Here is a 24910-nt window from a genome sequence, read left to right as displayed (position 1 = left end):
AGCGAATCCCGCCGGGGCTGCCCGGCGTCACGAAGGAACTGGCCCATGTCCGTCGTCACCGAACCGAAGCTCATCTCCGGAAATTCCAACAAACCGCTCGCGCAATCGATCGCGCGCCGCATGTCGATGCATCGCGGCATGTCCGTCGGTTTGGTGGATGCGCGGGTCGAGCGTTTCAACGACGGCGAGATTTTCGTCGAGGTTTTCGAGAACGTGCGCGGCGAGGATATGTTCATCATTCAGCCGACCTCGAACCCGGCCAATGACAACCTGATGGAGCTGCTGATCATCACCGACGCGCTCAAACGCTCCTCGGCAGATCGCATCACCGCCGTGATCCCCTATTTCGGCTATGCACGTCAGGACCGCCGCACCAAGGCCCGCACGCCGATCTCGGCCAAGTTGGTCGCGAACCTGCTGACCGAAGCGGGCGTTGACCGCATCCTGACGCTCGACCTGCACGCAGCCCAGATCCAGGGCTTCTTCGATATTCCGGTGGACAACCTCTACGCCTCGCCGGTCTTCGCGCTCGATATCCTGCACAACTTCAAGGGCCAGACCGACGATATCATGGTCGTCTCGCCCGACGTGGGCGGCGTGGCTCGCGCCCGTGAGCTGGCCAAGCGGATCGACGCGCCGCTCTCCATCGTCGACAAGCGCCGCGAAAAGGCGGGCGAGGTCGCGGGAATGACCGTGATCGGCGACGTGAAGGGCCAGAAATGCATCATCGTCGACGACATGGTCGACACGGCAGGCACGCTGTGCAAGGCCGCCGACCTGCTGATCGAGCACGGCGCGACAGAGGTTCACGCCTATATCTCGCACGGCGTGCTGTCGGGCCCGGCGGTCGAGCGGGTGACCAATTCGGCACTGAAGACGCTGGTCATCACCGACTCGATCGAGCCGACCGAGGCCGTGAAAGCCTGCCCGAATATCCGCATCGTGCCGACGGCGCCGATGTTCGCACAAGCGATCCTGAACACCTGGTCGGGCACCTCGGTGTCCTCGCTCTTCGAGACAGACACGCTCGTCCCGATCTACGAGGGCATGTACACTCGCGACTGAGCGGTCGCGCCGCTGGACGCGCCGCGCTCGCTTGTTTGGATCGACCCGGGGTACATGCTCCGGGTCATTTCATTTCGTCGGAAAGCCCGATGGACATCGGCGCATTCCGCGCCATTCTGGCGGCATGCGCCTTTTCGCTCTCACCGCTCTCGTCATGATCGCTTTCGCGGCCAATTCGGTGCTCAACCGGATGGCGGTGCATGATGCTGGTTGGGGGCCCGCTGCGACGGGCTTCGTGCGGCTCGCCTCGGGGGCGCTTGTTCTGCTGCTTCTCGCGATGCGGGCGAAAGGAGTGCGGGGCCTGCGTCTGCCAAGGGCGGTTCTGAGCGCCGGGGTCGCGACGCTCGCGCTCTATATCTTCGGGTTTTCCATCGCGAGCGGGCTGATCGACGCTGGCGTCGGCGCGCTGACGCTGTTCGGGATGGTGCAGATCACCATGTTCGCGGGGGCGCTGTGGCTGCGCGAGGCGATCTCGCTCTGGCGCTGGATCGGGGCGGGGCTGGCCTTCGCAGGGCTTATGGTTCTGCTCCTGCCCGCCTCGGGCGACGCCCATATCGATCCGCGCGGTTTCGCGATGATGGCGCTCGCCGGGATCGGATGGGGGCTCTATTCGCTCAACGGGCGGCGCACGCACGATCCGCTGGTCGCGACCGCGCTTAACTTCGCTCTGGCCATACCGCTGGCGCTGATCTGGATGCTCGGCGCGGGCGACTGGGGGCAGGGCGCAAGCTGGGGCTGGGCACCCGCGATCCTCTCGGGTGCTGTGACCTCGGGGCTGGGCTATGCGCTGTGGTATCGCGTGTTGCCGCAAATCCCTGCGAGCCTCGCCGCGATCGCACAACTTTCCGTGCCTCTGATCGCGGCGCTGGGCGGGGCGGTGCTTCTGGCCGAAATCCCGTCGGCGCGCTTCTGGCTGGCCGCGGCGCTGGTGATCGGCGGCATCGCGCTCTCGCTGCGGCGTAAAACCTGAACCCAACCGTCGGATGTTCGCCGCGGAAACGTCTTGACCTCGGAACCTCCAGCGCTTCTTTAGTGTTTGACGTACGAACCTTCGAACTCAAGAGAGGACATCATGGCTTTTGAACTTCCCGATCTTCCCTATGCCCACGACGCACTCGCGGATCTCGGCATGTCGAAGGAGACCCTCGAATATCACCACGACATTCACCACAAGGCCTATGTCGATAACGGCAACAAGGCGATTGCCGGCACCGAATGGGAAGGCAAGTCGGTCGAAGAGATCGTGAAAGGCACCTATCAGCCGAACGCCGTCGCGCAGAACGGCATCTTCAACAACGCCTCGCAGCACTGGAACCACACCCAGTTCTGGGAAATGATGGGCCCGGGCAACTCGGCCATGCCGAGCGAGCTGGAAAAGGCGCTGACCGAAAGCTTCGGCTCGGTCGACAAGTTCAAGGAAGACTTCGCTGCCGCGGGCGCTGGCCAGTTCGGCTCGGGCTGGGCATGGCTCGTGAAGGACGGCGACGGTTCGCTGAAAGTGACCAAGACCGAGAACGGCGTGAACCCGCTGTGCTTCGGCCAGACCGCGCTTCTGGGCTGCGACGTGTGGGAGCACTCCTATTACATCGACTTCCGCAACAAGCGCCCGGCCTATCTGTCGAACTTCCTCGACAAGCTGGTGAACTGGGAAAACGTCGCTTCGCGCATGTAATCTCCGCGAAACGAGCGAATTGGAAGGGCGTCCCGTGGGGCGCCCTTTTTCTTTGCGCGCTTCACGACGCCCGTTTGTGAGCACGTTTGTGTGCCGGGGCGATTGCCGGGACGGAAAGACCGCTAAGCAGGAACCGCGACGCCGCCGGATCGGTTTTCTTGACAGAAACCCGTAACCAAGAGGAGGATACGATGGCTGAACGCATTCGCTCCAATGACGGCAAGCGCGAAACCGAAGAGGTCCTCGGCGAGAAGCCCGAGAATATCGAGACGCCGGAAGGGCAAGGCAGCTCGGGCGGGAACCTGAACCGCAAGGTCGGCACCCGCGATGAGAAGAAGCAGCTCGACGAAACCTCCGCAGGCACGACGCGCCCGCTCGGTGGCGACGAGCGAGATAGCGGCGAAAAGGAGAAGATGTGATGAAGAAACTCTCCAAGGGTACTTGGGTCGTCATCGCGGATGGCGAGAAGGCGCTGTTTCTGGAAAACATGATGGATGACGAGGATCCGAACCTCGTCGTGCGGCGCGTCGACGAGCAGGACAACCCGCCCGATCACGAGCAGGGCACCGACAGCCCGGGTCGGATGGCTGATGACGGCCCCGGCCAGCGCTCGGCTTTTCAGGAGACGGACTGGCACGAACTGGCGAAGATGCGCTTCGCTGACGATCTGGCCGAACATCTTTACAAGATGGTCCACAAGGGTCGGATCGAGCGGCTGGTGATCGTCGCGGCACCCCGTGTTCTGGGGGAAATCCGTCACGCGCTGCACAAGGAAGTCGCCGACGTCGTGGTGGCCGAGATCGACAAGACGCTGACCAATCACCCCCGAGACGAGATCGAGAAGCTGGTGAAAGAAGAGCTTGCGACCGTCTGATCGCGCCTCGCTGCGATGACAGACAAAGCGCCGCGCGGTTGTCCGCGCGGCGCTTTTTTGATGGGGCTTTCCCGAAGGAGCGCTGCGGGGAAGCGGCGAGACCCGCGGGAGGTCAGTGACCGCACCTGTAATGCGGGCACATCGCGCGCGCATCGGCAGAGCGCAAGAAAACGCCGCGCGAGATGGGCGCGGCGTTCCGTCGACGGGGCAGGGCGCGCCTCAGTCGTCGCTCTCGAGGCTCTGCTTGAGCGTTTCGATGTCCGGGTCGCTGGCACGCGGCACGATCCGGTAGACCGCGTTGACGAAGCAGAATACGGCGAAGCCCAGCAATCCGACGCAGATCGCCCCGGTCAGGAATTGCCCGAACGGGTGGCCCCGCACCCAGTCAAAGACCTTGCCCAGACCACCCGCGCTCGACGGATCGTAGCGGTAGGCGGCATAAACGATAAGCGCGCCGATGATCGCGACCACCACGCCCTGCGCCGCAAGCCCCGCCTGCAGGACGAAATTGGCGCGACGGGTGACTTCGTTGGCCATCAGATGCTTCAGATAGGCCTTGGTGAGCCCCTTGTAGAGATAGTAACCGCCGGCCCCGATCACGATCAGGCCGATCACGCTGAGCGCGATACGACCCATCGGCGCGCTCAGGATCGTCGAGACCAGCTTGTTCGTCCCGCCATCGCTGCTCGCCCGCGCGACGAGCGCCGTGACCGCAATGCCGCCGATGCCGAGATGGACGAGACCGCTGACCACGAGGCCGATACGGGCGATCCACCCTTTCATCTCGGAGCCATAGGCCTCGAGATCCCAGACCGCGTCCACCACGCGCCAGATTGCGTAAGCCGCCATGCCAAGGGCGATGCCGACGAGCACCACGGCGCCCCAGCCGCTTGAGAGCTTCTCCATCACCTGTTTGGTGCCCTCGGCGCTGCCGCCATGAAACAGCGACCAGAGCGAGACACCCGCGACGACGAGATAGACCAGACCGCGCCCGCCGTAGCCTGTGCGCATTACGGGCACTGCCCAAGCGAAATCGTCGGGATCGTGGCTGTTGGTGGCGGACATTGGCGGTCTCTCTCGGCGTTGTGAATTGACGCAGACCCAATGCGTGGACAAGCGCACAGGTTCCGCCGCGCCGTGGTCTTTCCTTTCGCCCGCCGATCGGTCAGGGTCACGCGGTTGAGAGAAGGGAATTTCGATGAACGAGGCGGTCAAAGGCTTCTGGGCGATGGTGACGACCTGCGTCATCTGGGGGCTGTCGGGTCTCTATTACAAGATGCTCGACGGGATGCCGCCGATCGAAGTGCTCGCCCATCGCACCTTATGGTCCTTCCTGTTCTTCGCCGTGATCCTCGGGTTGAAAGGCCGCCTCGGCGAGCTTTGGGCCGCGCTGGCCGAACGTCGCGGGCGCGGGGCGTTAGTGATCGCGACCGCGGCGTTTATGATATCGGCCAACTGGTTCACCTTCATCTGGTCGGTCCATTTCGGCCACGCGGTTCAGGCGTCGCTCGGCTATTACATCTTCCCGCTCGTCGCCGTCGTTCTCGGGCTGATCGTCTATCGCGAGGCGCTGAGCACGCGGCAATGGATGGCGGTCGCGCTGGCCGCCACGGCGGTCATCGTCCTGACGATCGGGCTGGGTGTCGCGCCCTGGGTTTCGCTGATCCTTGCCGCGACCTTCGGCACCTATGGGCTGATCAAGAAGGGGTTGCGCGCGGGCGCGATGGTCTCGGTCTGCGCCGAGGTGCTGCTGCTCTCGCCAGTCGCGCTGATCGTGCTCTGGGGCTATCACGCGGGATGGTGGGGCAGCGCGCCCGGCGCGGGCCATTTCGGCGGCGATTGGAAGACCACGGTTCTTTTGATCTTCTCCGGCCCGCTCACCGGCACGCCCTTGCTGCTGTTCGCCTACGCGGCGCAGCGGGTGCGGATGGCAACCGTGGGTCTGGTGCAATATCTCAACCCGACGCTGCAATTCGCGGTGGCGACGCTGGCCTTCGGCGAGACGGTCACCATCTGGCACGCGATCGCGCTGGCGCTGATCTGGACGGCGCTCGCGCTCTATTCGAGCGCCAATCTGAAGATGCGCCGACCGCAGCCGGCGGCACAGCCCGCGACGCAGCGCGGTTTAGGCGAAAGCTGAGACGAGCGCGGTTTCCAGCTCCGCCACGCTATTGACCGTCACCAACAGCTCGCGCAGCGACGGATCCGCGAAGCCCTGCTCGATGATATGGTCGATCAGGGACCCGAGCGGCGCCCAGTAGCCCTCGGTGTTGAGCAGGAAGATCGGCTTCTCGTGCAGGCCGATCTGACGCCATGTCAGCACTTCGAACAGCTCGTCGAGCGAGCCCGCTCCGCCCGGCAGTACCACCACCGCATCGGCATTCATGAACATTACCTTCTTGCGCTCGTGCATCGTCTCGGTGACGACGAATGTGGTCAGGTCGCGTTTGCCGACCTCGCGGGGGAAGAGATGCTCGGGGATCACGCCGAAGGTGCGCCCGCCCGCGGTTTGCGCCGCGCGGGCGACCTCTCCCATCAGCCCGACATCGCCCGCCCCATAGACCAGCTGCCAGTCGCGCGTGGCCAGCATCTCGCCGGTGTCTCGCGCCGCTGCCGCATAAGCAGGCTTCGCGCCCGCACGCGAGCCGCAATAGACACAGACGGAACGGGGAATGGTCATGACGGTGTCTCCGGAAATGCATTGTTATTGAGCGGTGATACCGGGGTTGCTAAGTTCCCTCAAGGGATCGGGTCACCTAGCCGCAGATAACAACAGGCGGCAGGGCCCTGGGGATGACGTTAAGGCGGGACTTAGATGAATGAAAACGTAACGGATCAACCGGCCGGGGGCACCGGGCTCGGTGTGGTGAAAGGGGGGGCGGCGGCGCTGCTCCTCGTGATCTTGGGGCTGGTGCTTTGGGGCGTCCTGCGCCCGGTGGAGCGCGAAGGGGCGCAACCGTCGGGCACGGAGACGACTGCCGCGACCGGTTCGGCCGAGGCTGATAAGGAGGCCGGCGGTGTGAATGCGGCGGCGAACAACGCAGCGCAAACCGCGCAAACGGGGAGCGCCGATGCGACCTCCGGGACCGCTGCGCCGCAGACGCAAAGCGCGGAGACGGTGGCGCAGGAGGCTGAAGAAGCGGCGAGCGCCGCGGCGCCGCTGGCCCAGGAACCCACCGACAAGCTGGTTGAAACGGTCAAGGATCCGGGTGCGGAGGCCGCGTCGGGAAGCTCTGCCACGGGCGCGGATATGGCGACTGACGGCACCACCGCGAAGGCGGCACGTGACGGCAAGCCGCTCGCCCAGGTGCAATTCGACGCGCTGCGGGCCGCACCCGACGGCTCGGTGACGCTCGCCGGGCGGGCGGAGCCGGGCGCGAAGCTCGATATTCTCGTCGACGGCAAGGTCGTGGCGAGCACGCAGGCCGATGGCGGCGGCAGCTTCGCCTCGCTCTTCGATCTGCCGCCCGCTGACGGCCCGCGCGCGCTCTCGCTGCGGGTCACCGGCGCGGATGGCTCCGCGCGCGACAGCGCCGAGACGCTCGTGCTGCGCGGACAGCCGAAAACCGAGAAGATTGCCTCTGCAGAGCAGAGCGTACCCTCCCAGACGCCCGTTGGGCCGACTGCGGACGGTGCGACAGATAGTAGCGCCGATGCGACGGCCTCGGCGGCAGATGTTACGGCGATGAGCGGAAGCGCCGCGACCGGGACCGATGTTGGCACGTCCGCCGGAACTGCGACCACGACGACCACGACGCCCGCTACGGCGACCGAGGCGACACAATCGACGCCCACGCCGCCCGCAGCGCCGCTCATCGCCGATGCAGACGGTGCGCGGCTGCTCGCCCCGAAAAGCGATGACCTGGTGATCGACACGATCTCCTTCGGCTCGGGCGAGGTCGCACGCAGCGAAGGCCGTGGCGCACCCGAGGGCACGACGCTCAGCGCCTATCTCGACGACACGCTCGTCGCCGAGGCGCAGCCGGGCGCGGATGGGCGTTGGTCGCTCGACCTGCCGGGCTTGGGCACGGGTGAGCATAAATTGCGGATCGATGCGCAGGACGCCACGGGCAAGGTCGTCGCGCGGGCCGAGACCGGCTTCGACCAGCCCGACGAAATCCTCGTGGCGAATGCCGCCGATCCGACCGGTGCGCAGGCAGCTTCCGTGCGCGCGACCGGCGAGGTCGGCGACGCGGTGAAGGTCGTGCAGATCGTGAAGGGCAATACGCTTTGGGCGATCGCGCGCGAGGTCTATGGCGACGGGTTCCTCTATGTCCGAGTCTTCGACGCCAATCGCGACCAGATCCGCGACCCCGACCTGATCTATCCGGGGCAGGTCTTCAATATCCCGTCGCCCGAGACGGACGTCTCGGGGGCTGCGCAGTAGCGCACACACCGCTTGCATGGCTGGACTCCTGCGCGCCGCCGAGTAGGTTGCGCGCAGGTTTGACCCGTGGAGGGGCGCTGCCCCGCTCCCTGACGGGAGCCCCCGGGATATTTTCGTCAAGAGGAAGAGGAGGGCGCGATGCCTCCGGCACAGATCACGACCAAGGGTAAGATGAATGCCGAGGAGCGCGCCCGCGGTTGGCGCACGATCCGCGCGGTGCTGCCCTATCTCTGGGCGCATGAAGCCCCGTGGGTGAAGCGGCGTGTCGTCTTCGCAATGGTGATGCTGGTCTTCGCCAAGATCATCTCGGTCGCAACGCCCTTCGTCTATCGCGAGGCGGTCAACGCGCTCTCGGGCGAGGGAACCTCGGCGGCCTGGGCACTGGGCATGGGGGCGGTGGCGATCACCGTGGCCTATGGCGTCGCACGGCTGATGACGGTGGCCTTCGGCGAGCTGCGCGATGCGATCTTCGTGAAGGTGGCGCAACGCGCGCTGCGCCATCTGGCGCTGCAGACCTTCACCCATATGCATCAGCTCTCCTTACGCTATCACATCACCCGCAAGACCGGCGGCCTCAGCCGGATCATCGAGCGCGGGGTGAAAGGCGTCGAGTTCCTGCTGCGCTTCATGCTGTTCTCAGTCGGCCCGCTGATAGTCGAACTGACGCTGGTGGCGATCATCTTCGCGGTGGTGTTCGACTGGCGCTACGCGGCGGTCGTGCTGGTCACCATCGCGGCCTATATCAAGTTCACCTTCAAGGTCACCGAGTGGCGCGTGAACATCCGGCGCGAGATGAACAAGGCCGACACGGCGGCGAACCAGAAGGCGATCGACAGCCTGTTGAACTTCGAGACGGTCAAGTATTTCGGCGCGGCCAAGCGCGAGGCGGACCGCTACGACGAGTCGATGAAGGGCTACGAGACGATGGCGGTGAAGACCGGCCAGTCGCTCGCGGCGCTCAATGCCGGCCAGACGCTGATCATTACGATCGGGCTGGTTACGGTGATGGTCATGGCCGCGATGCAGGTGCAGGCGGGTACGCTGACGGTCGGCGATTTCGTCATGGTGCAGGCCTACATGATCCAGATCACCATGCCGCTGGGCTTCCTCGGCACGGTCTATCGCGAGATCCGGCAGGCGCTCGTCGATATGGGCGAAATGTTCGATTTGTTGCAGCAACCGGCCGAAATTCAGGACAAAGAGGGCGCCGATGTTCTGAAAGTGAAAGGCGGGCATATCAGTTTCGACCGGGTCGAATTCGCCTATGACCCGACGCGGCCGATCCTGAAGGGGATTTCCTTCGACGTGCCTGCGGGGCAGACCGTGGCGCTGGTCGGGCCCTCGGGCTCGGGCAAATCGACGATCGGGCGTTTGCTGTTCCGGTTCTACGAGGTGACTGGCGGGGCGATCCGCATTGACGGTCAGGACCTGCGCGATGTGACGCAGGAGAGCCTGCAGCAATCGATCGGCGTGGTGCCGCAGGATACCGTGCTGTTCAATGACACGATCCGCTACAACATCGCTTACGGTCGCGCCGATGCAACGGACGAGGAGATCGTGGCGGCTGCGAAAGCGGCGCGGATCCATGACTTCGTGACCAGCCTGCCGGAAGGCTATGACACGGCGGTGGGCGAGCGCGGTCTGAAGCTTTCGGGCGGTGAGAAACAGCGGGTTGGCATCGCGCGCACGATTCTGAAGAACCCGCCGATCTTGTTGCTCGATGAGGCGACCTCGGCGCTCGATACCCAGACCGAGCGCGACATCCAGATGAGCCTGAAGGCGATGGGCGAGGGGCGCTCGGTGATCACCATTGCGCACCGTTTGTCGACGGTGGCGGATGCCGATCAGATCCTCGTGCTCGACAAGGGCGAAATCGTCGAACGCGGGCGCCACGAGGAGCTTCTGGCGCAGCGCGGGCGGTATGCCTCGATGTGGGCGCGGCAATCGGCGGAAGAGGAAGACGAGGCGGAGCAGGGGGCGGCGTAACGCGTAAAGGGCGGCGCCTTACCCTTGGGTGGGCGCGGCCATCCCTGCAAGGCTTGGCGCTTTATCGCGAAAGTCCGTAGGTCGGTCGTGCCTGCGATGACCTTGCCAATGCGCCCGCCCGGGGGGAGGGTCGGGCGCGGCCCGGGCATTTTCGCAGCTTCACTCCGCCGCGTCGGGCCGTGTCACCAGATGCGGCTTCACGCCGCCTTCGGGCGCATCCTCGTCCCAGATGATCTCGCGGCCACGCATCTTGCGCATCGCGCGCTCCAGCGCCAGATCGCGCGCAGCCCGGCTGTCAGCCCCTTGCATCAGCGCCGAAAGCGCGCGCGTCGAGCGGTAGGCGCCGGTCTTGAACCAGACGCGAAGCGCAAGCAGCGCGGGCGTCAGCACAAGCGTCAGCACCGTCGCGGTGCCGAGCCCGAACACCACCGCCGTCGCCAGTTGCTTCCACCAAAGCGCGGTCGGGCTGTCGATCGAATAGCCGCCATTGAAGAAGTCGAGCGACAGGCCGAACATCATCGGCGCGAGCCCCGCCATCGTGGTGATGGTTGTCAGCAGTACCGGCCGCAGACGGGCTTCGGCGGTGCGGATGATCGCCTCGATCTCGGGCATGTAGCGCGAAAATTCCTGATAGGTGTCAATCAGGATGATGTTGTTGTTCACCACGATCCCGGCCAGCGCGACGATGCCCACGCCGGTCATGATGATCGAGAATTGCTGGCCCATCACAAGCATCCCGATCAGCACGCCCGCAGTCGACAGGATCACCGCCAGCAACACCAGCACCGAATTGTAGAAGCTGTTGAACTGCGCGAGCAGGATCACGAACATCAGCGCCAGCGCACCCCCGAAGGCGGTCATCAGGAAGTCCTGACTCTCGTTCTGCTCGACCAGATCGCCTGACCATTCGTAGCTGACGCCCGGCGGCAGCGCGGCCTCCGTCTCGAGCCACTTCCCAAGCGCCGCGATCCGCTCGTTGCTTGTGATCGGCTGCCCGTCTTCGTTGGTGAGCCCTTCCTGAACGCCGGCCTTGATGTCGTAGAAGCGGGTCTGGTCGATCCGGTCGATCTGCCCGATCTTCGGCTGCGGGGTTCGAGTGATGAAATTCGCAAGCGGTACCAGCCCCTCGGAGGTGCGCAGCTTCAGCGTATCAAGTGTCGACAGCACCCGGTCTTCCTCGGGCAGGCGCACGCGAATCTCGATCTCTTCGTCCGACGATGGTACGCGCATCGTGTCGAGCAGGATGCCGCGCGTGACCAGCTGCACCATGCCGCCGACGGTCGCCACATCCGCGCCGAAGCGGCCCGCGCGAGTGACGTCCACGTCGATCACCCAGTCGATACCGGGCAGGGGGCGCGTGTCTTCGATGTCGGTCACGCCTTTCATCTGCGCCATATGCGCCTCGACCTTCCGCACCGCTTGATCGAGCGCGGCGAAATCATCGCCCTCGAGCCGCAGCTGGATCGGCTTGCCCGAGGACGGCCCGCGATCCTGCGCGAGATATTCGGACTGGATCCCCGGGATGGTGGCGATCTTTGCCATGATCTTTTCCATCACCACATCGCCATCGAGCGAAGGATCGTTCTTGCGCTCTTCCCAGGGGATCATCTCGATCTGTATCTGGCCGATCGTATCGCGCGGGGTCTGCGCGCCGCCGGTGTTCTGGTTCAGCCCGCCTTCGCCCGCGAAGGAGAAGACCGCGCCGACGCCGGGCGTGCCGATCACCATGTTCTCGGCTTGCTGAAGGAGCGCGTCCTTCTCTGTCAGCGAGAGGTTGCCGCGACCGCGGATATAGACGATCGCCTGTTCCACCTCGCTATCGGTGAAGAATTGGGTGCCGTTATTGTTCTTGCCGTAATAGCCGAAGGTCATGAATACGCCCGCCACGATCACCGCGACCACGATCAGCGGCATCACCGGATTTCCTGCGATGGCGGCGGTGAAATGCCCGAAGGGGCGGCGGCGATACCCCGCATCGATGGGCTTCGGTTTGCCTTGGGGCTTGGCCGCCGTGAAGGTGATCGAGCTGAGCATCGCCGCGAGCACGAAGAGGATCACGCCGGGCAGCGAGGCCAGCAGATCGCCCGAGGCGGTATGCGTGCCCGTGAAGAAGGCCGGGTTGAGCGTCAGCAGCGCGCCGAGGAACACGAGTGCGGCGGAGACCACGGCCAGAAGCAGGCGCAGCCAATAGGGGCGCCCTTTGAGGTGCGCGGCCCCGTTATCCAGTCGTCGGCTCACGCGGCCCGCGACGCCGCCCACGACAGGAAGATAGATCAGCGCCACGACCAGCGAGGCCGAGAGCACGAAGATGATCGTGACCGGCAGCATGCCCATGAACTCGCCTGGCACGCCCGGCCAGAACAGCATTGGCAGGAAGGCGCAGAGCGTCGTCGCGGTGGAGGAAACGACCGGCCAGAACATGCGTTTCGCGGCTTCCGTATAGGCGGCCATCGGGCCGGAGCCCTCGGAAATACGCTTGTCGGCATATTCCACCACCACGATCGCACCATCGACCAGCATTCCCACGGCGAGGATCAGGCCGAACATCACGATATTCGAGATCGGCACGCCCATCGCGCCCAGCAGCAGGAAAGTCAGCAAAAACGACGTCGGGATCGCGAAGCCCACCAAGAGCGCAGAGCGCGTGCCCAGCGTTGCAAGCACCACGATCATCACCAGCGCGATCGCGGTCAGCACCGAGCCTTCGAGCTGGCTGACCATTGCGCCCACGGTTTTCGACTGATCGAGCGAGATGCCGACATCGACCGCGCGTTGCAGTGGCTCGGGCCACTGGCTTTCCGCCTCGGCCACGGTCTTTCGCAGCAGGTCCACCGTGTCGATGACGTTGTAGCCCTTGCGCTTGACGATCTGCAGCGCCACCGTCGGCTCGCCGTTGAAGCGCGCGGTGCCGGTGCGATCCTCGAAAGTCAGGCGGATATCGGCCAGATCGCCGAGCGTCACGACGCTTTCGCCGTTCTTCTTCACCGGCAGGGCGTAGACATCCTGCGCGGTCTCGAAGGTCGCAGGGATCTTCACCGAAAACGCGCCGCCATCGGTCTCGACCTCGCCCGCTGCGATCAGCTGGTTGTTGGCCTGGACGACATTGATCAACTCGGGCGCAGTGACGTTATAGGCCTCTAGCTTCAGCGGATCGATCACCACTTCCAGCATCTCGTCGCGCTGGCCTGCGATCTGGGCTTCCAGCACTGGCTCCAGCCCCTCGACCTCGTCCTGCAACTCGCGGGCGAGCTTTTGCAGGGTGCGCTCGGGCGCATTGCCCGACAGCGTCACCACGACGATCGGAAATTCCGAGAAGTTGATCTCGTTGATCGAATATTTCTCCGCGCCGTCGGGGAATTTCGCTTCGGCCGTGTTCATCGCGTCGCGGACATCGGCGAGGATTTTGGTCTTGTCCCAGCCGAAGTCGAATTCGAGCATGAGCCCCGCGTAATTCTCCTTCGCGATGCCGGTCATCTTGTCCAGACCGTCGAGCCCGGCCAGTTCGGTCTCCATCGGCTTGACCAGCAGCTTCTCGGAATCGGTGGCCGAGATGCCGGGGAAGGGGACCGAGATGAACAGCATCGGAATCTCGATATCCGGCTCGCCCTCCTTGGGCAGGCTCAGATAGGCGGTCAGCCCCGCGAGGATCGAGATCGCCACGAAGGCGATCACCATCCGCGCGCGCGCCGCGGCCCAATCGACGATGCCGGTCATTGCGCGGCCCCGTCGGTGGCGTCTGCGGCACCGCCATCGGTTTGCGGGGCGGGCGTCATGGGGTCGGGCGTGTCTTTGGCCGCATCGCCCGGCGCGTGATCGACGAGGGTCACGGCCACGGGCGAGCCCTCGGTGACGTAGTCCTGCCCGACCACGATCACCGTGGCGCTTTCCGGCAGGCCCGCCAGCCAGACGCCCTCGGGCGTGTCGCGCAGGAAGTCGACCGGGGCGAAATGGGCCAAGCCGTCCACCGCCAGCCGCACGCCCAGCTTGCCCTGATCGTTCAGTGTCATCGCGGAGGCGGGCAGGAAATGTGCCTTGGTCCCGTCGGCGGCGACGATCATCTCGACCGTCTGCCCTTCGCGGATTGAATGGTCGCCATTGGGCGCCTCGGCTTCGATCCGGAAGGTGCGCGTGGCGGCATCCGCCGATTGCGAGACAAAGGTGACCTTGCCCATCACCTCGCGCCCGGTCGCAAGCCGTGCGCCGACCATCGCGCCGGCCTTGACCCGGTCGATCTCTGTCTCAGGGACGTAGCCGACCAGCTTGATCGGATCGAGCTGGATCACGGTGGCGCAAAGCCCGCCCGCCGAGAGTAGCGAGCCAAGTTCGGCGGTATCTTCCTCGATCAGCCCGGCGAAGGGCGCCGTGATTTCGAGCCGCGCCAATTCGGTCTGCGCGGCCTCGACGGCGGCGGTAGCCGCTTCGAGCGCCGATTGCGCGGAAGCGGTTGCGGTTTCAGAGCGGTAGCCGCCTTCCTTCAGCCTCTCGGCGGCGGTGGCGTTCAGCCGGGCCTCGGTCAGCCGTGCCTGCGCCTCGGCCAGTGCGGCCGGGCGCGTGCCAGGATCGAGCTTGCACAGCAGTTGTCCCTTTTCGACCTGCGCGCCTTTGCCCAGCGGTTCGGAAATCACCTTGCCCGTCGTCTCGGCGCGCACTTCGACGCGGCGCGCAGCCTCGGTCTGCCCGCGCGTCAGAACGCCTTGGTCGAGCGGCTGCGCGGTCGAGACCATCGCCTGCACCGGCACGGCGGGGGTGCCGGTCTCCTCTACCTGCTGCGCTTTCTCGGCAGGCGTCGCGGCATCGCCGAGATAGCCCATCAGGCGGTCGCGCTCGAACACCAGAAGGTAGAGCGCGACAAGAACGAGGATCGCGTTGAGGATCGGGACCGGACGCATCGGCGGGCTCCTGTAAATGGGCGCGGCGTTCCGCCTTAATTGGGGACTGAACCGCAGAGTTCAACTTACCGAGAGCGAGGCGTGATCTCAAGGCTTGCATTCCTCAGCGATGCGCGGACCGGAGCGGTCCGTGCGGCCCTTGGCAGCGCCCGGGGAGCCGTGTAAGAGGGGCGCCAAAGCTACGAGGAGACCCGCGCGTGAGTGATACCGACAGTTTCATCGACGAAGTCACCGAGGCGGTGCGTCAGGACAAGCTCTGGGCGGCGTTCAAGAAATGGGGCTGGATCGGCGCGGTGATCATCATCGCGATCGTCGGCGGCACCGCCTGGAACGCGTGGCAGAAGGAAAAAACGCAAGCCGAGGCGCGCGCCTTCGGCGATAAGGTGATGGCTGCCGTCAACGGCGACACCACGGGCGCGGACCTCGCGAAGATTACCCCCGACGGTCCGGGCCGCGCAGCAGTTCTCAAGATCATGCAGGGCGACGCCGCTATCGAGGCGGGCAAGCCCGACGAGGCGATCAAGTTCTTCGATGCGGTCAGCGCCGAGCCGGGGCTGCCGGCTTCGATCAGCGATCTCGCCAAGCTCAAGGCGGTGATCGCGGCGGGCGACAAGATGGACGCCGCCAAACGCGACGCGACGCTGCAGGAACTGGCCACCCCCGGAGCGCCTTACCGCCTTCTGGCAATGGAGCAGCAGGCGGCGGCGGCCCTGTCCTCGGGCGACAAGGAGGGCGCAATCTCGATCGCTCAGCAGATTCTTGAGGACGCCGGCCTCACGCCGGGCTTGCAACAACGCGCGACAGAGTTGATTGTGGCGCTGGGTGGCGAAGTGCCGACCCAGCCGGGGCAGGGCGCTCCGGCACCGCAAGAGTAAAGGGTTGAACCGGCGCGCCTTTCGGATGCGCAGGAGCTGCAAGAGAGCCGAGACAGGCAGGGGGAACAGGCGTGAAGCTGAGCAAGACGATCTGCGTGCTGAGTGTGGCGGCTTTCGTGGCAGGCTGTACCAAGGAAACCATCCTCCCCGGCGAGCGTCTCTCGCCCCGCGACGCGCTGCGCGCCGAAGAAGGGCTGCCGCTGGCTGATGCGCCCGCCCAGCAGTCGCTGCCGATCTCGCTTCCACGTCAGGTGAGCAATGCAGAATGGCCGCAACGTGCGGGTTCCGCGACCCATAGCCTGTTCAACGCGGCGATCGGAAACGGCACGACGCCGGTCTGGTCCGCCGATATTGGTGCGGGCAATGCGCGCCGCTACCGCATCACCGCCGATCCGATCGTGGGCGGTGGCAAGATTTACACCCTAGACAGCCAGGCCCGCGTCACCGCAACCGCGACGAATGGCGGGCGCGTCTGGCAGGCCGACATCACGCCGCCCGGCGACCGCGAGGGCGACGCCTCGGGCGGCGGGATCGCCTATGCCAACGGCACGGTCTACGTGACGTCCGATTTCGCCGAGCTCGTCGCGATCGACGCGGCCACCGGCGGCATCAAGTGGCGGCAATATTTCGACGCAGGCATCGGCGGTGCGCCGACCGTGAAGAATGGCGTGGTCTACGTGGTCGCCCGCGACTCCTCAGCCTGGGCGATCCGCGCCAGCGACGGCAAGGAAATCTGGCAGGTGCCGGGTGCGCCGTCCGCTTCGGGCATGACCGGCGTCTCCTCGCCCGCGGTGACCGACCGCATGGTGATCTTCCCGTTCTCCTCGGGCTTCCTGAGCGGCGTTCTGCCGCAAAGCGGGATGCAGATGTGGAACTCCAAAGTGCCGGGCGCACGTCCGGGCGTGGGCTATGCCAATATCGTCGATCTGACGGGCGATCCGGTCGTGGTGGGCGATACCGTCTACGCGGGCTCCTCGGCGGGCAAGCTGGCGGCCTTCGACGTGAATTCCGGCGATCGTATCTGGACCGCGACCGAAGGGGCCAACAGCCCCGTGCAGGTTGCGGGCGGCTCGATCTTCCTCGTTTCGGATCAGGGCAAGATCGTGCGGCTTGATGCCAAGACCGGCGATCAGATCTGGTCGAAGGATCTGCCGTACTACACCAAGGACAAGCCGAAGCGTCAGCGCGACATCGTCGCGAGCTACGGGCCCGTTCTTGCCGGCAACAAGCTGTTCGTCGCGTCTTCCGACGGCGTTCTGCGCGTGTTCAGCCCGATCGACGGCAGCCTCATCGGCCAGGCGAAGATCCCGGGCGGGGCTGCGACCGATCCGGTCGTGGCGGGGCGCACCCTCTACGTCGTCGGCGGCGATGGGAAACTGCACGCTTTTCAGTGAGCCCTTTAGGGTGTAAGGGGGCCGCTTACGACCGCCCAAGGAGGGCATCATGAGCTTTACCCTGGCCATCGTGGGCCGCCCGAATGTCGGAAAATCGACGCTGTTCAACCGGCTTGTCGGCAAGCGACTCGCGCTTGTCGACAACATGCCCGGCGTCACGCGTGACCTTCGCGAGGGCGATGCGCGTCTGGGAGATCTGCGTTTCATCGTGATCGACTCGGCCGGTCTGGAACTGGCCGAAGACGACAGCCTTCAGGGCCGTATGCGGCGCCTGACTGAACGCGCCGTCGAAGAGGCCGATATCTGCCTGTTCATGGTCGACGCGCGCGTGGGCGTGACGCCGGCCGACGAGATTTTCGCCGATATCCTGCGCAAGAAGAACGCCAACGTGATCCTCGCGGCCAACAAGGCCGAAGGGGCGGCAGGCGATGCCGGCGCGATGGAGGCATGGAGCCTTGGTCTCGGCGAGCCGCTGCGGATCTCGGCCGAGCACGGCGAAGGTTTGGACGATCTTTACACCGCGCTGGTGCCGCTGGCGGACGAATTCGCCGAGCGCAATGCCGCCAACGCGCCGGTCACGGATGTGGTCATCGACGAGGAGCTTGAGGAAGGCGACATTCCCGCCTACCAGCCGCCCTCCGCCACGAAACCGCTGCAGCTTGCCGTGATCGGACGCCCCAATGCGGGCAAGTCTACGCTGATCAACAAGATTCTGAACGAAGACCGCCTGCTGACCGGCCCCGAGGCAGGCATCACCCGCGATGCGATTTCGGTCACGGCCGATTTCATGGGCACGCCTATGCGGATCTGGGACACGGCGGGGATGCGCAAGAAGGCGCGCGTCACCGACAAGGTCGAGAAGCTGAGCGTGGCCGATGGGTTGCGCGCCGTGCGCTTCGCCGAGGTGGTCGTGGTGCTGCTCGACGTCAATATTCCGTTCGAGACGCAGGATCTCCGGATCGCCGATTTCGCCGAGACCGAGGGCCGTGCGGTCGTGGTCGCCGCGAACAAGTGGGATCTCGAAGAAGACAAGCCCGAGAAGCTGAAGGAACTGCGCGAAGCGTTCGAACGCCTGCTGCCGCAGCTCAAGGGTGCGCCGCTGGTGACCGTCTCGGCCAAGACCGGCAAGGGACTCGACCGGCTGCACAATGCGATCCTGAAGGCCCATGAGGTCTGGAACCGCCGCGTGCCGACCGCGAAGCTGAACAACTGGCTGACCGCGATGACCGAGGCGCACCCGCCACCCGCGCCCGGCGGTCGCCGGATCAAGCTGCGCTACATAACCCAGGCGAAGACCCGTCCGCCGGGCTTCGTGGTGAAATCGACCCATACCGACAAGATCCCGGAGAGCTACGAGCGTTACCTGATCAACGGCCTGCGCGAGAGCTTCGACATGCCGGGTACGCCGATCCGCCTCTACATGCGCGATCAGGGCAAGACGAACCCTTACAAGGATCGCAAGAAGTCGATCCCGTCGCGTCTGAAAAAGCACGTCGATGCGAAGAAGCGCTCCGCCCACAAAGAATCGGCGCGTAAAGCGCGCGAGGCGAAGAAGGGCGAGTAAGCGACTGAGCTGGAATGAAAGCGCCCGCCGGAGGATATCGAGACTCCGGCGGGCGTTTCTAATTCGGGCGATGTGGACGCGGCTTAGAGAAAGCCCAGCCGATCGAGCGCCGCCCGGGCGCGCGCGCGCTCCTCGGTCGAGCCCGAGAGCGCACCCGCATTGATCTCCGCCATCAGTTTCGAGAGCGTCTTTTCCCGACGCATCGCAATGATCTGCTCGGGGATCTGGTCCTCGCCGATCTCAAGGATGCGGGTCATCAAGACGCTGTCCCGCTTACGCGTGATCGTTACCGACATATGCAGTTTCCCCTGCGACTCACTTCGTACACGGAAACGTTAACAACGTTCCCGCCCCGAGTCTCGCGTCGCCGCGTCGCAGCGTCAGACCAGTTTCCCGTCCACCAGCCGCGTCTTGCCGCCCAGATAAGGGTGCAGGCAGGCGGGCAGGGTGACCGAGCCGTCCTCTTCCTGACCGTTCTCCAGCACCGCGATCAGGCAGCGCCCGACCGCGAGGCCCGAGCCGTTGAGCGTCGCGATGAACTCGGGCTTGCCGCCGCCTTCGGGCTTGTAGCGCCCGTTCATCCGCCGCGCCTGGAAGGTGCCGCAGGTGGAGACCGAGGAAATTTCGCGATAGGTGTTCTGCCCCGGAAGCCAGACCTCGAGATCGTAAGTTTTCTGCGCGCCGAACCCCATGTCGCCGGTGCAGAGCACGATGCGGCGATAGGGCAGTTCCAGCGCCTCCAGCACCGCCTCGGCGCATTTGGTCATGCGCTCGTGCTCGTCGATGGCGGTCTCGGGGGTGCAGAGCGTGACCATCTCGACTTTCTCGAACTGGTGCTGACGCAGCATGCCCGAGGTATCCTTGCCTGCGGAGCCGGCCTCCGAACGGAAGCAGTTGGTATGGGCGCACATGCGCTGGGGCAGGGCGGAGGCCTCCATCACCTCGCCATTGGCGTAGTTCGTCAGAGTGACCTCGGCAGTGGGGATCAGCCACCAGCCATTGGTGGTCTGGTAGCTGTCCTCGGCGAATTTCGGGAGTTGGCCGGTGCCCATCATCGCCTCGTCGCGCACCAGCACGGGGGTGATGTTCTCTGACAGCTCGTGTTTGTCGACATGCAGGTCGAGCATGAATTGCGCGAGCGCCCGGTGGACGCGGGCGACTCCGCCCTTGAGTACAACGAAGCGCGAGCCCGACAGTTTCGCCGCCGTCTCGAAATCCATCTCGCCACCCACGGCGGACAGCTCGAAATGCTCCTTCGGGTCGAAGGCGAACGCGCGCGGCGTGCCCCAGCGGCTGACCTCGACATTCTCGTCCTCGTCCGCGCCGGTGGGCACGTCGGCCAGCGGCAGGTTCGGGATAGTCATCAGCAAATCGCGGACCTTCGCGTCAAGCTCGCCCGCCTCGGTCTGCATCTGCGCCACTTCGGCCTTCTTCTCGGCCACCAGCGCGCGCAGGCGCTCGAACTCGGCTTCGTCGCCCTTCGCCTTCGCGGCGCCGACCTGCTTCGACGCGGCGTTCTGATCGGCTTTCGCGGTCTCGGCTGCGTGGATCGCCGTGCGGCGTGCTTCGTCCATTGCGAGAATCTCGCGCGAGAGCGGCGAGAGCCCGCGCCGCGCCAGTTGCGCGTCGAATTCTTCGGGGTTTTCGCGGATTGCGCGGATATCGTGCATCTCACCATCTCCAAGACTGTTGCGGGAACGGCTTTAGCGCATGAAAGTGAAAGCGAAAACCCCCGGCGATGCGGCCATGACACAGGTCAAGGCAATAGAAACTGTGCGGTGCTTGTATTCTGTCGGGTGAATACATATTCAATAACCGGAATATAAAACCGCAGGCGCAGGGGCGCGCTGGTAAGGGAAGGGAACCCGAGATGACGTTGAAGCTTCTGCCATTGGCATTCGCCGCGTTGATCCTGCCGGGAATCGCGCTGGCGCAGGACGGGGCGATCACGGTCGAACCGCAGGTCGTGACCGATTGGAAATCTGTCTATGGGCAGGTCGAGGCGAAGAACACGATCGCGGCGCGTGCACGGATTTCCGGCACGATCACCGCGCTGGACGTGACCGAGGGCGACGAGGTGAAAGCCGGTCAGGAGATCGGCAAGATCACCGACCAGACGCTCGATTATCAGATCGGCGCGGTTGATGCGCAGATCAATGCGCTCGAAGCGCAGCTGGAGAATGCCAAGACCGAGCTCAAGCGCGGGCAGGAATTGCAGGCCCGCGGCGTGTCGACTTCGCAGAATGTCGATCAGTTGCAGACGCAGGTGAATGTCTACGAGGGCCAGATCGCGGCGCAGAAAGCGCAGCGCAAGGTCTATGAGCAGCAGCAGGAATTCGGCACCGTTACGGCGCCGATCGACGGCAAGGTCGTGACCGTTCCGGTCACCAAGGATGCCGTCATCATGGGCGGCGAGACGATCGCGACGATCGGCGGCGGCGGGTTTTTCCTGCGTCTGTCGATCCCCGAGCGCCACGCCGACACGCTGCACACCGGCGACACGATCCTGATCACCGATCCCGACGGGAAGGAGATCGAGGGCAAGCTCGCCAAGATTTACCCTGAGATCGAGGGTGGCCGGGTGCAGGCCGATGTGGAAGTGCCCGATCTGGATTCGCGCTTCGTCGGCGCGCGGCTTCTGGTGAAGCTGCCGATGGGCGAGCGAGAGGCGCTTCTCGTGCCGCAGGGATACGTCTTCAACCGCACGGGGCTCGATTTTGTCCGCGTGAAGGAAGAGGGGGGCACCTATCTGCGTACGGTCGTGCCGGGGGTGCATGTCACGAGCGATGGCAAGGACATGGTCGAAGTTCTTACCGGTCTGAACGCCGGCGACACGGTGGTGCCGAACGATGAGCAATAACCAAGGCACCGGGCCGGAGATGCCCGAGGACGACGAAATCCACGGCAAGCTGGGTATCGCGGGCGGTCTGACGAAATCCTTCATCCGCTCGGCGCTGACGCCGCTGATGATCCTCGCCGCCGTGGCGGTCGGTCTGGTCGCGCTGATCTCTCTGCCGCGCGAGGAAGAGCCGCAGATCTCCGTGCCGATGGTGGATATCCACCTGCAGGCCCCGGGTCTGAAGGCGCAGGACGCGATGAAGCTGGTGACCGAGCCGATGGAAACCATCGTGCAGGGAATCAACGAGGTCGAACACGTCTATTCGCGCACTCAGGACGACTATTCGCTCGTGATGGCGCGCTTCAAGGTCGGCACCTCTTCGGATGCCGCCATCCTGCGCGTGCATGAAAAAGTCCGCGCCAACATGGACAGGATCCCAAAGGGTATCCCCGATCCGGTGATCGTGGGTCGCGGGATCGACGATGTGGCGATCGTCTCGCTGACGCTGACCGGCAAGGACGGCGCGCAGGTCGACAGCGATGAACTCACCCGCGTCGCGCGCGAATTGCAGACCGAGGTCACGAAAATCGAGAATGTCGGCCTGACCTATCTGGTGGGCGACGCAACGAGCGAGATCCGTATCGAGCCCGAGCCCGACAAGCTCGCGCTCTACGGGGTCACGCTGCAGCAGCTGTCGAACAAGGTCACGCAGGCGAACCGCGCTTTCAACACCGGCAATATCCGCCATGAGGGCAAGCAGATCAGCCTCTCGGCTGGCGAGACGCTGACCGCGCCTTCCGAGATCGCGGGGCTCCTGCTGACCACCCGCGACAATCGCCCCGTCTATGTCGCCGATGTCGCGAAGGTCTCCTACGTGCCCGATGCCTCGGATCATATCGTCTCGAACGTCCAGCGCGACGCGGACGGCAAGATCGAGCGCACGCCGGCCGTCACCCTCGCCATCGCCAAGCGGGCGGGATCCAACGCCGTGGTCGTGGCCGAGCATATCCTCGACCGCATCCACGAGCTGCATGGCCAGCTGATCCCCGACAATGTCGAGGTGAAGGTCACCCGCGACTATGGCGAGACAGCGAACGAGAAGGCAAACGAGCTGCTGTTCCACCTTGGCCTCGCGACGATCTCTATCGTAGGTCTGGTGCTGCTGGCGATCGGCTGGCGCGAATCCATCGTGGTGGCGGTGGTCATCCCGGTGACGATCCTGCTGACGCTGTTTGCCGCCTATATCATGGGCTTCACCCTCAACCGCGTGTCGCTTTTCGCGCTGATCTTCGCGATCGGTATCCTCGTCGATGACGCCATCGTGGTGATCGAGAATATCGCGCGACACTGGGCGATGAAGACGCCGGGCTCGCGCGTGACCAAGGCGATCGAGGCCGTGGCCGAAGTGGGCAACCCCACCATTGTCGCGACCCTGACCGTTGTGGCCGCGCTGCTGCCGATGCTGTTCGTGTCGGGACTGATGGGGCCTTACATGTCGCCCATCCCGGCGGTGGCCTCGGCGGCGATGATCTTCTCCTTCTTCGTGGCGGTAATCATCACCCCGTGGCTGATGGTGAAGGTCGCGGGCAAGGCGCAGCTGCATGGCCATCACGGCGATGACGACACCTATGGCGGTGAACATGCCGGCGGCAGGCTCGGCCGGATGTACAGCGTCGTGGCGCGCCCGATCCTGAAAACGAAAGCGCGCTCGGGGCTGTTCCTGCTGGTCGTGTCGGTGCTGTCCTTCGGCTCGCTGGGGCTTCTCTACACCAAGCATGTCACGGTGAAGCTGCTGCCCTTCGACAACAAGTCCGAACTCTCGGTCGTGGTCGATATGCCTGCGGGCACCTCGGTCGAGGGTACGGATGCGGTCGCCCAGCAGGTGGCCGAGATCGTGACCAAACTGCCCGAGGTGCTCTCGGTGCAAACCCATGCGGGTACCTCCGCGCCGTTCAACTTCAACGGGCTCGTGCGCCACTACTACCTGCGTGCGCAGCCCAATCAGGGCGATGTCGAACTTCAACTCGCGCCGAAAGGGGAACGCGATCGCACCAGCCACGAGATCGCTCTGGAGATCCGCGACAAGATCAAGGCGATCAAGCTGCCCGAAGGCGCGAGCCTGAAGACGGTCGAACCGCCGCCCGGTCCGCCGGTGATCGCGACGCTTCTGGCCGAGGTCTATGGCCCCACGCCCGAGGCGCGCCGTGACGCGGCCCGCCGGATCGAGGACGCCTTCAAGCAGGTGCCCTATATCGTCGACGTGGATAACAGCTTCGGCATCCAGCCCGACAAGCTGCGCGCCACGGTCAATTCCGACGATCTGGAGTTCTATTCGGTCTCCGAAGGCGATGTCTGGGACACGCTCGGGATGCTGAACGGTTCGACCACCGTGGGCTATTCCCATCGCGGGCAGGAGCGCCAGCCGATCCCGATCGTGATGGAGCGTTCGAAATCGAACAAGGTGATGAACGAGGAAACGCTCTCGACGCCGATCCCGGCCAACGTCCTGCCCGGCGCGCGCGGCGTCGTGGAGCTTGGCGACGTGGTCAGCGTGGACAAGGAGAAGGCGTCCTATCCGATCTTCCGCCATAACGGGCGCGAGGCCGAGATGGTCACCGCGGAACTCGCCGGCAAGTTCGAGGCTCCGCTCTACGGGATGCTTGCCGTCGATGACGCAATCAACAACATGGATTGGCCGAAAGGCGAGAAGCCTGTCGTGTCGCTGCATGGCCAGCCGCAGGACGAGAGCCACGTGACGCTTCTGTGGGACGGCGAATGGGAGGTGACCTGGGTGACCTTCCGCGATATGGGCGCGGCCTTCGCCGTGGCGCTGCTGGGGATCTACATCCTCGTCGTCGCGCAGTTCGGCTCGTTCCGGCTACCGCTGGTGATCCTGACGCCGGTGCCGCTGACCTTCCTCGGTATCATGCTGGGCCACTGGATCTTCCACGCGCCGTTCTCGGCCACGTCGATGATCGGTTTCATCGCGCTGGCGGGGATCATCGTGCGCAACTCGATCCTGCTGGTGGACTTCATCCGCCACGGCAGCCACGAGGGCAAATCGCCGACCGAGGTGCTGATCGAGGCGGGGGCCATCCGCTTCAAGCCGATCCTGCTGACCGCGATCGCGGCGATGATCGGTGCGGTGGTGATCTTGGCCGACCCGATCTTCCAGGGTCTTGCGATCTCGCTCTTGTTCGGCCTGCTCAGCTCGACCCTGCTGACGGTGCTCGTGATCCCGGCGATCTACCGGATCTTCAAGACCTGATCCGGTCACCGACCTGAAACACAAAGCCGCCCGCACGTCTCTCTCGTGCGGGCGGTTTTCTTTGTCGGATGGCGGAGCGGCACCTCCTTCGCCTTGG

19 protein-coding genes are annotated in these 24910 nt (G+C 64.9%); 13 read left to right on the top strand and 6 right to left on the bottom strand.

The window, feature by feature from the left end:
* Window positions 1-45: 45 nt before the first annotated feature.
* From B6V75_RS05895 to B6V75_RS05875, 5 genes are all read left to right on the top strand, one after another.
* On the top strand, window positions 46-1065 hold the full coding sequence (locus B6V75_RS05895) for a ribose-phosphate pyrophosphokinase (protein WP_075776076.1): 1020 nt from the start codon (window positions 46-48) through the stop codon (window positions 1063-1065).
* Window positions 1066-1189: 124 nt separating this feature from the next.
* Entirely contained in the window at window positions 1190-2035 is an 846-nt protein-coding gene (locus B6V75_RS05890; protein ID WP_088719013.1) for a DMT family transporter, read from the top strand.
* A gap of 102 nt (window positions 2036-2137) precedes the next feature.
* A complete protein-coding gene (locus B6V75_RS05885) occupies window positions 2138-2737 on the top strand; it encodes a superoxide dismutase (RefSeq protein WP_088719012.1) in 600 nt (199 codons plus the stop codon).
* A 191-nt stretch (window positions 2738-2928) separates the two neighbouring features.
* Window positions 2929-3156, top strand: coding sequence for a hypothetical protein (locus tag B6V75_RS05880; protein WP_088719011.1), 228 nt, complete (start codon window positions 2929-2931; stop codon window positions 3154-3156).
* Window positions 3156-3611, top strand: coding sequence for a host attachment family protein (locus B6V75_RS05875; protein ID WP_075776072.1), 456 nt, complete (start codon window positions 3156-3158; stop codon window positions 3609-3611). The genes B6V75_RS05880 and B6V75_RS05875 overlap by 1 nt, the downstream gene beginning before the upstream one ends.
* A gap of 219 nt (window positions 3612-3830) precedes the next feature.
* On the opposite strand, the gene B6V75_RS05870 is transcribed toward B6V75_RS05875, so the two are convergent.
* A complete protein-coding gene (locus B6V75_RS05870) occupies window positions 3831-4676 on the bottom strand; it encodes a DUF1206 domain-containing protein (protein ID WP_088719010.1) in 846 nt (281 codons plus the stop codon).
* Between the two features lie 133 nt (window positions 4677-4809).
* Between B6V75_RS05870 and rarD the strand changes: the two genes are divergently transcribed.
* Window positions 4810-5751, top strand: coding sequence for an EamA family transporter RarD (rarD, locus tag B6V75_RS05865; protein WP_088719009.1), 942 nt, complete (start codon window positions 4810-4812; stop codon window positions 5749-5751).
* Here the strand turns inward: rarD and B6V75_RS05860 are convergent.
* Window positions 5737-6291 carry a TIGR00730 family Rossman fold protein gene (locus tag B6V75_RS05860; protein ID WP_088719008.1) on the bottom strand — a complete coding sequence of 185 codons (555 nt, stop codon included), beginning with the start codon at window positions 6289-6291 and terminating at the stop codon, window positions 5737-5739. The genes rarD and B6V75_RS05860 overlap by 15 nt on opposite strands.
* 135 nt (window positions 6292-6426) lie before the next feature.
* Here B6V75_RS05860 and B6V75_RS05855 point away from each other — a divergent pair, with 135 nt between their 5' ends.
* Together B6V75_RS05855 and B6V75_RS05850 are read left to right on the top strand one after the other, a co-directional pair.
* The gene (locus B6V75_RS05855) at window positions 6427-7998 is read left to right on the top strand and encodes a LysM peptidoglycan-binding domain-containing protein (protein ID WP_088719007.1); all 1572 of its coding nucleotides are present in this window, start codon (window positions 6427-6429) and stop codon (window positions 7996-7998) included.
* 138 nt (window positions 7999-8136) lie between these two features.
* Window positions 8137-9984, top strand: a complete 1848-nt coding sequence (locus B6V75_RS05850) for an ABC transporter ATP-binding protein/permease (protein ID WP_088719006.1) — start codon at window positions 8137-8139, stop codon at window positions 9982-9984.
* A 159-nt stretch (window positions 9985-10143) separates the two neighbouring features.
* Here B6V75_RS05850 and B6V75_RS05845 read toward each other — a convergent pair whose 3' ends face one another.
* Together B6V75_RS05845 and B6V75_RS05840 are read right to left on the bottom strand one after the other, a co-directional pair.
* Window positions 10144-13698 (bottom strand): efflux RND transporter permease subunit, encoded by a 3555-nt coding sequence (locus B6V75_RS05845; RefSeq protein WP_088719005.1) that lies wholly within the window; start codon window positions 13696-13698, stop codon window positions 10144-10146.
* Window positions 13695-14873 (bottom strand): efflux RND transporter periplasmic adaptor subunit, encoded by a 1179-nt coding sequence (locus tag B6V75_RS05840; RefSeq protein ID WP_088719004.1) that lies wholly within the window; start codon window positions 14871-14873, stop codon window positions 13695-13697. The genes B6V75_RS05845 and B6V75_RS05840 overlap by 4 nt, the downstream gene beginning before the upstream one ends.
* 197 nt (window positions 14874-15070) lie before the next feature.
* Here B6V75_RS05840 and B6V75_RS05835 point away from each other — a divergent pair, with 197 nt between their 5' ends.
* The 3 genes from B6V75_RS05835 to der all read left to right on the top strand — a co-directional run bounded on the left by B6V75_RS05835 (window position 15071) and on the right by der (window position 18706).
* Complete coding sequence (locus tag B6V75_RS05835) at window positions 15071-15748, top strand: hypothetical protein (protein WP_088719003.1); 678 nt, start codon at window positions 15071-15073, stop codon at window positions 15746-15748.
* A 71-nt stretch (window positions 15749-15819) separates the two neighbouring features.
* Complete coding sequence (locus B6V75_RS05830; protein WP_075776063.1) at window positions 15820-17142, top strand: PQQ-binding-like beta-propeller repeat protein; 1323 nt, start codon at window positions 15820-15822, stop codon at window positions 17140-17142.
* Window positions 17143-17191: 49 nt separating this feature from the next.
* Window positions 17192-18706 (top strand): ribosome biogenesis GTPase Der, encoded by a 1515-nt coding sequence (der, locus tag B6V75_RS05825; protein WP_075776062.1) that lies wholly within the window; start codon window positions 17192-17194, stop codon window positions 18704-18706.
* Between the two features lie 83 nt (window positions 18707-18789).
* On the opposite strand, the gene B6V75_RS18610 is transcribed toward der, so the two are convergent.
* Both B6V75_RS18610 and serS read right to left on the bottom strand, forming a co-directional pair.
* Complete coding sequence (locus B6V75_RS18610; protein WP_157771566.1) at window positions 18790-18963, bottom strand: hypothetical protein; 174 nt, start codon at window positions 18961-18963, stop codon at window positions 18790-18792.
* Window positions 18964-19086: 123 nt separating this feature from the next.
* Window positions 19087-20376 (bottom strand): serine--tRNA ligase, encoded by a 1290-nt coding sequence (gene serS, locus B6V75_RS05815; protein WP_088719002.1) that lies wholly within the window; start codon window positions 20374-20376, stop codon window positions 19087-19089.
* A gap of 200 nt (window positions 20377-20576) precedes the next feature.
* Between serS and B6V75_RS05810 the strand changes: the two genes are divergently transcribed.
* On the top strand, window positions 20577-21566 hold the full coding sequence (locus tag B6V75_RS05810; protein ID WP_088719001.1) for an efflux RND transporter periplasmic adaptor subunit: 990 nt from the start codon (window positions 20577-20579) through the stop codon (window positions 21564-21566).
* Window positions 21556-24813: an efflux RND transporter permease subunit gene (locus B6V75_RS05805; protein ID WP_240496909.1), complete on the top strand. Its 3258-nt coding sequence runs from the start codon at window positions 21556-21558 to the stop codon at window positions 24811-24813. The genes B6V75_RS05810 and B6V75_RS05805 overlap by 11 nt, the downstream gene beginning before the upstream one ends.
* The last annotated feature ends 97 nt before the right edge of the window (window positions 24814-24910 follow it).

Source organism: Thioclava sp. F1Mire-8 (genome assembly GCF_002213165.1).
GTDB classification, from domain to species: domain Bacteria; phylum Pseudomonadota; class Alphaproteobacteria; order Rhodobacterales; family Rhodobacteraceae; genus Thioclava; species Thioclava nitratireducens.
Note: the sequence above shows the minus strand (reverse complement) of the source record. Positions and strands in the feature narration are given on the sequence as shown.

What these genes read in the sequence shown, in the direction of transcription:
- B6V75_RS05810 (WP_088719001.1), top strand. Translation starts at nt 20,577, where the DNA reads ATGACGTTGAAGCTTCTGCCATTGGCATTCGCCGCGTTGATCCTGCCG.
- serS (WP_088719002.1), bottom strand. Translation starts at nt 20,376, where the DNA reads ATGCACGATATCCGCGCAATCCGCGAAAACCCCGAAGAATTCGACGCG.
- B6V75_RS05875 (WP_075776072.1), top strand. Translation starts at nt 3,156, where the DNA reads ATGAAGAAACTCTCCAAGGGTACTTGGGTCGTCATCGCGGATGGCGAG.
- B6V75_RS05870 (WP_088719010.1), bottom strand. Translation starts at nt 4,676, where the DNA reads ATGTCCGCCACCAACAGCCACGATCCCGACGATTTCGCTTGGGCAGTG.
- B6V75_RS05850 (WP_088719006.1), top strand. Translation starts at nt 8,137, where the DNA reads ATGCCTCCGGCACAGATCACGACCAAGGGTAAGATGAATGCCGAGGAG.
- B6V75_RS05890 (WP_088719013.1), top strand. Translation starts at nt 1,190, where the DNA reads ATGCGCCTTTTCGCTCTCACCGCTCTCGTCATGATCGCTTTCGCGGCC.
- B6V75_RS05805 (WP_240496909.1), top strand. Translation starts at nt 21,556, where the DNA reads ATGAGCAATAACCAAGGCACCGGGCCGGAGATGCCCGAGGACGACGAA.
- B6V75_RS05855 (WP_088719007.1), top strand. Translation starts at nt 6,427, where the DNA reads ATGAATGAAAACGTAACGGATCAACCGGCCGGGGGCACCGGGCTCGGT.
- B6V75_RS05880 (WP_088719011.1), top strand. Translation starts at nt 2,929, where the DNA reads ATGGCTGAACGCATTCGCTCCAATGACGGCAAGCGCGAAACCGAAGAG.
- B6V75_RS05860 (WP_088719008.1), bottom strand. Translation starts at nt 6,291, where the DNA reads ATGACCATTCCCCGTTCCGTCTGTGTCTATTGCGGCTCGCGTGCGGGC.
- B6V75_RS18610 (WP_157771566.1), bottom strand. Translation starts at nt 18,963, where the DNA reads ATGACCCGCATCCTTGAGATCGGCGAGGACCAGATCCCCGAGCAGATC.
- B6V75_RS05885 (WP_088719012.1), top strand. Translation starts at nt 2,138, where the DNA reads ATGGCTTTTGAACTTCCCGATCTTCCCTATGCCCACGACGCACTCGCG.
- rarD (WP_088719009.1), top strand. Translation starts at nt 4,810, where the DNA reads ATGAACGAGGCGGTCAAAGGCTTCTGGGCGATGGTGACGACCTGCGTC.
- B6V75_RS05845 (WP_088719005.1), bottom strand. Translation starts at nt 13,698, where the DNA reads ATGACCGGCATCGTCGATTGGGCCGCGGCGCGCGCGCGGATGGTGATC.
- B6V75_RS05840 (WP_088719004.1), bottom strand. Translation starts at nt 14,873, where the DNA reads ATGCGTCCGGTCCCGATCCTCAACGCGATCCTCGTTCTTGTCGCGCTC.
- der (WP_075776062.1), top strand. Translation starts at nt 17,192, where the DNA reads ATGAGCTTTACCCTGGCCATCGTGGGCCGCCCGAATGTCGGAAAATCG.
- B6V75_RS05895 (WP_075776076.1), top strand. Translation starts at nt 46, where the DNA reads ATGTCCGTCGTCACCGAACCGAAGCTCATCTCCGGAAATTCCAACAAA.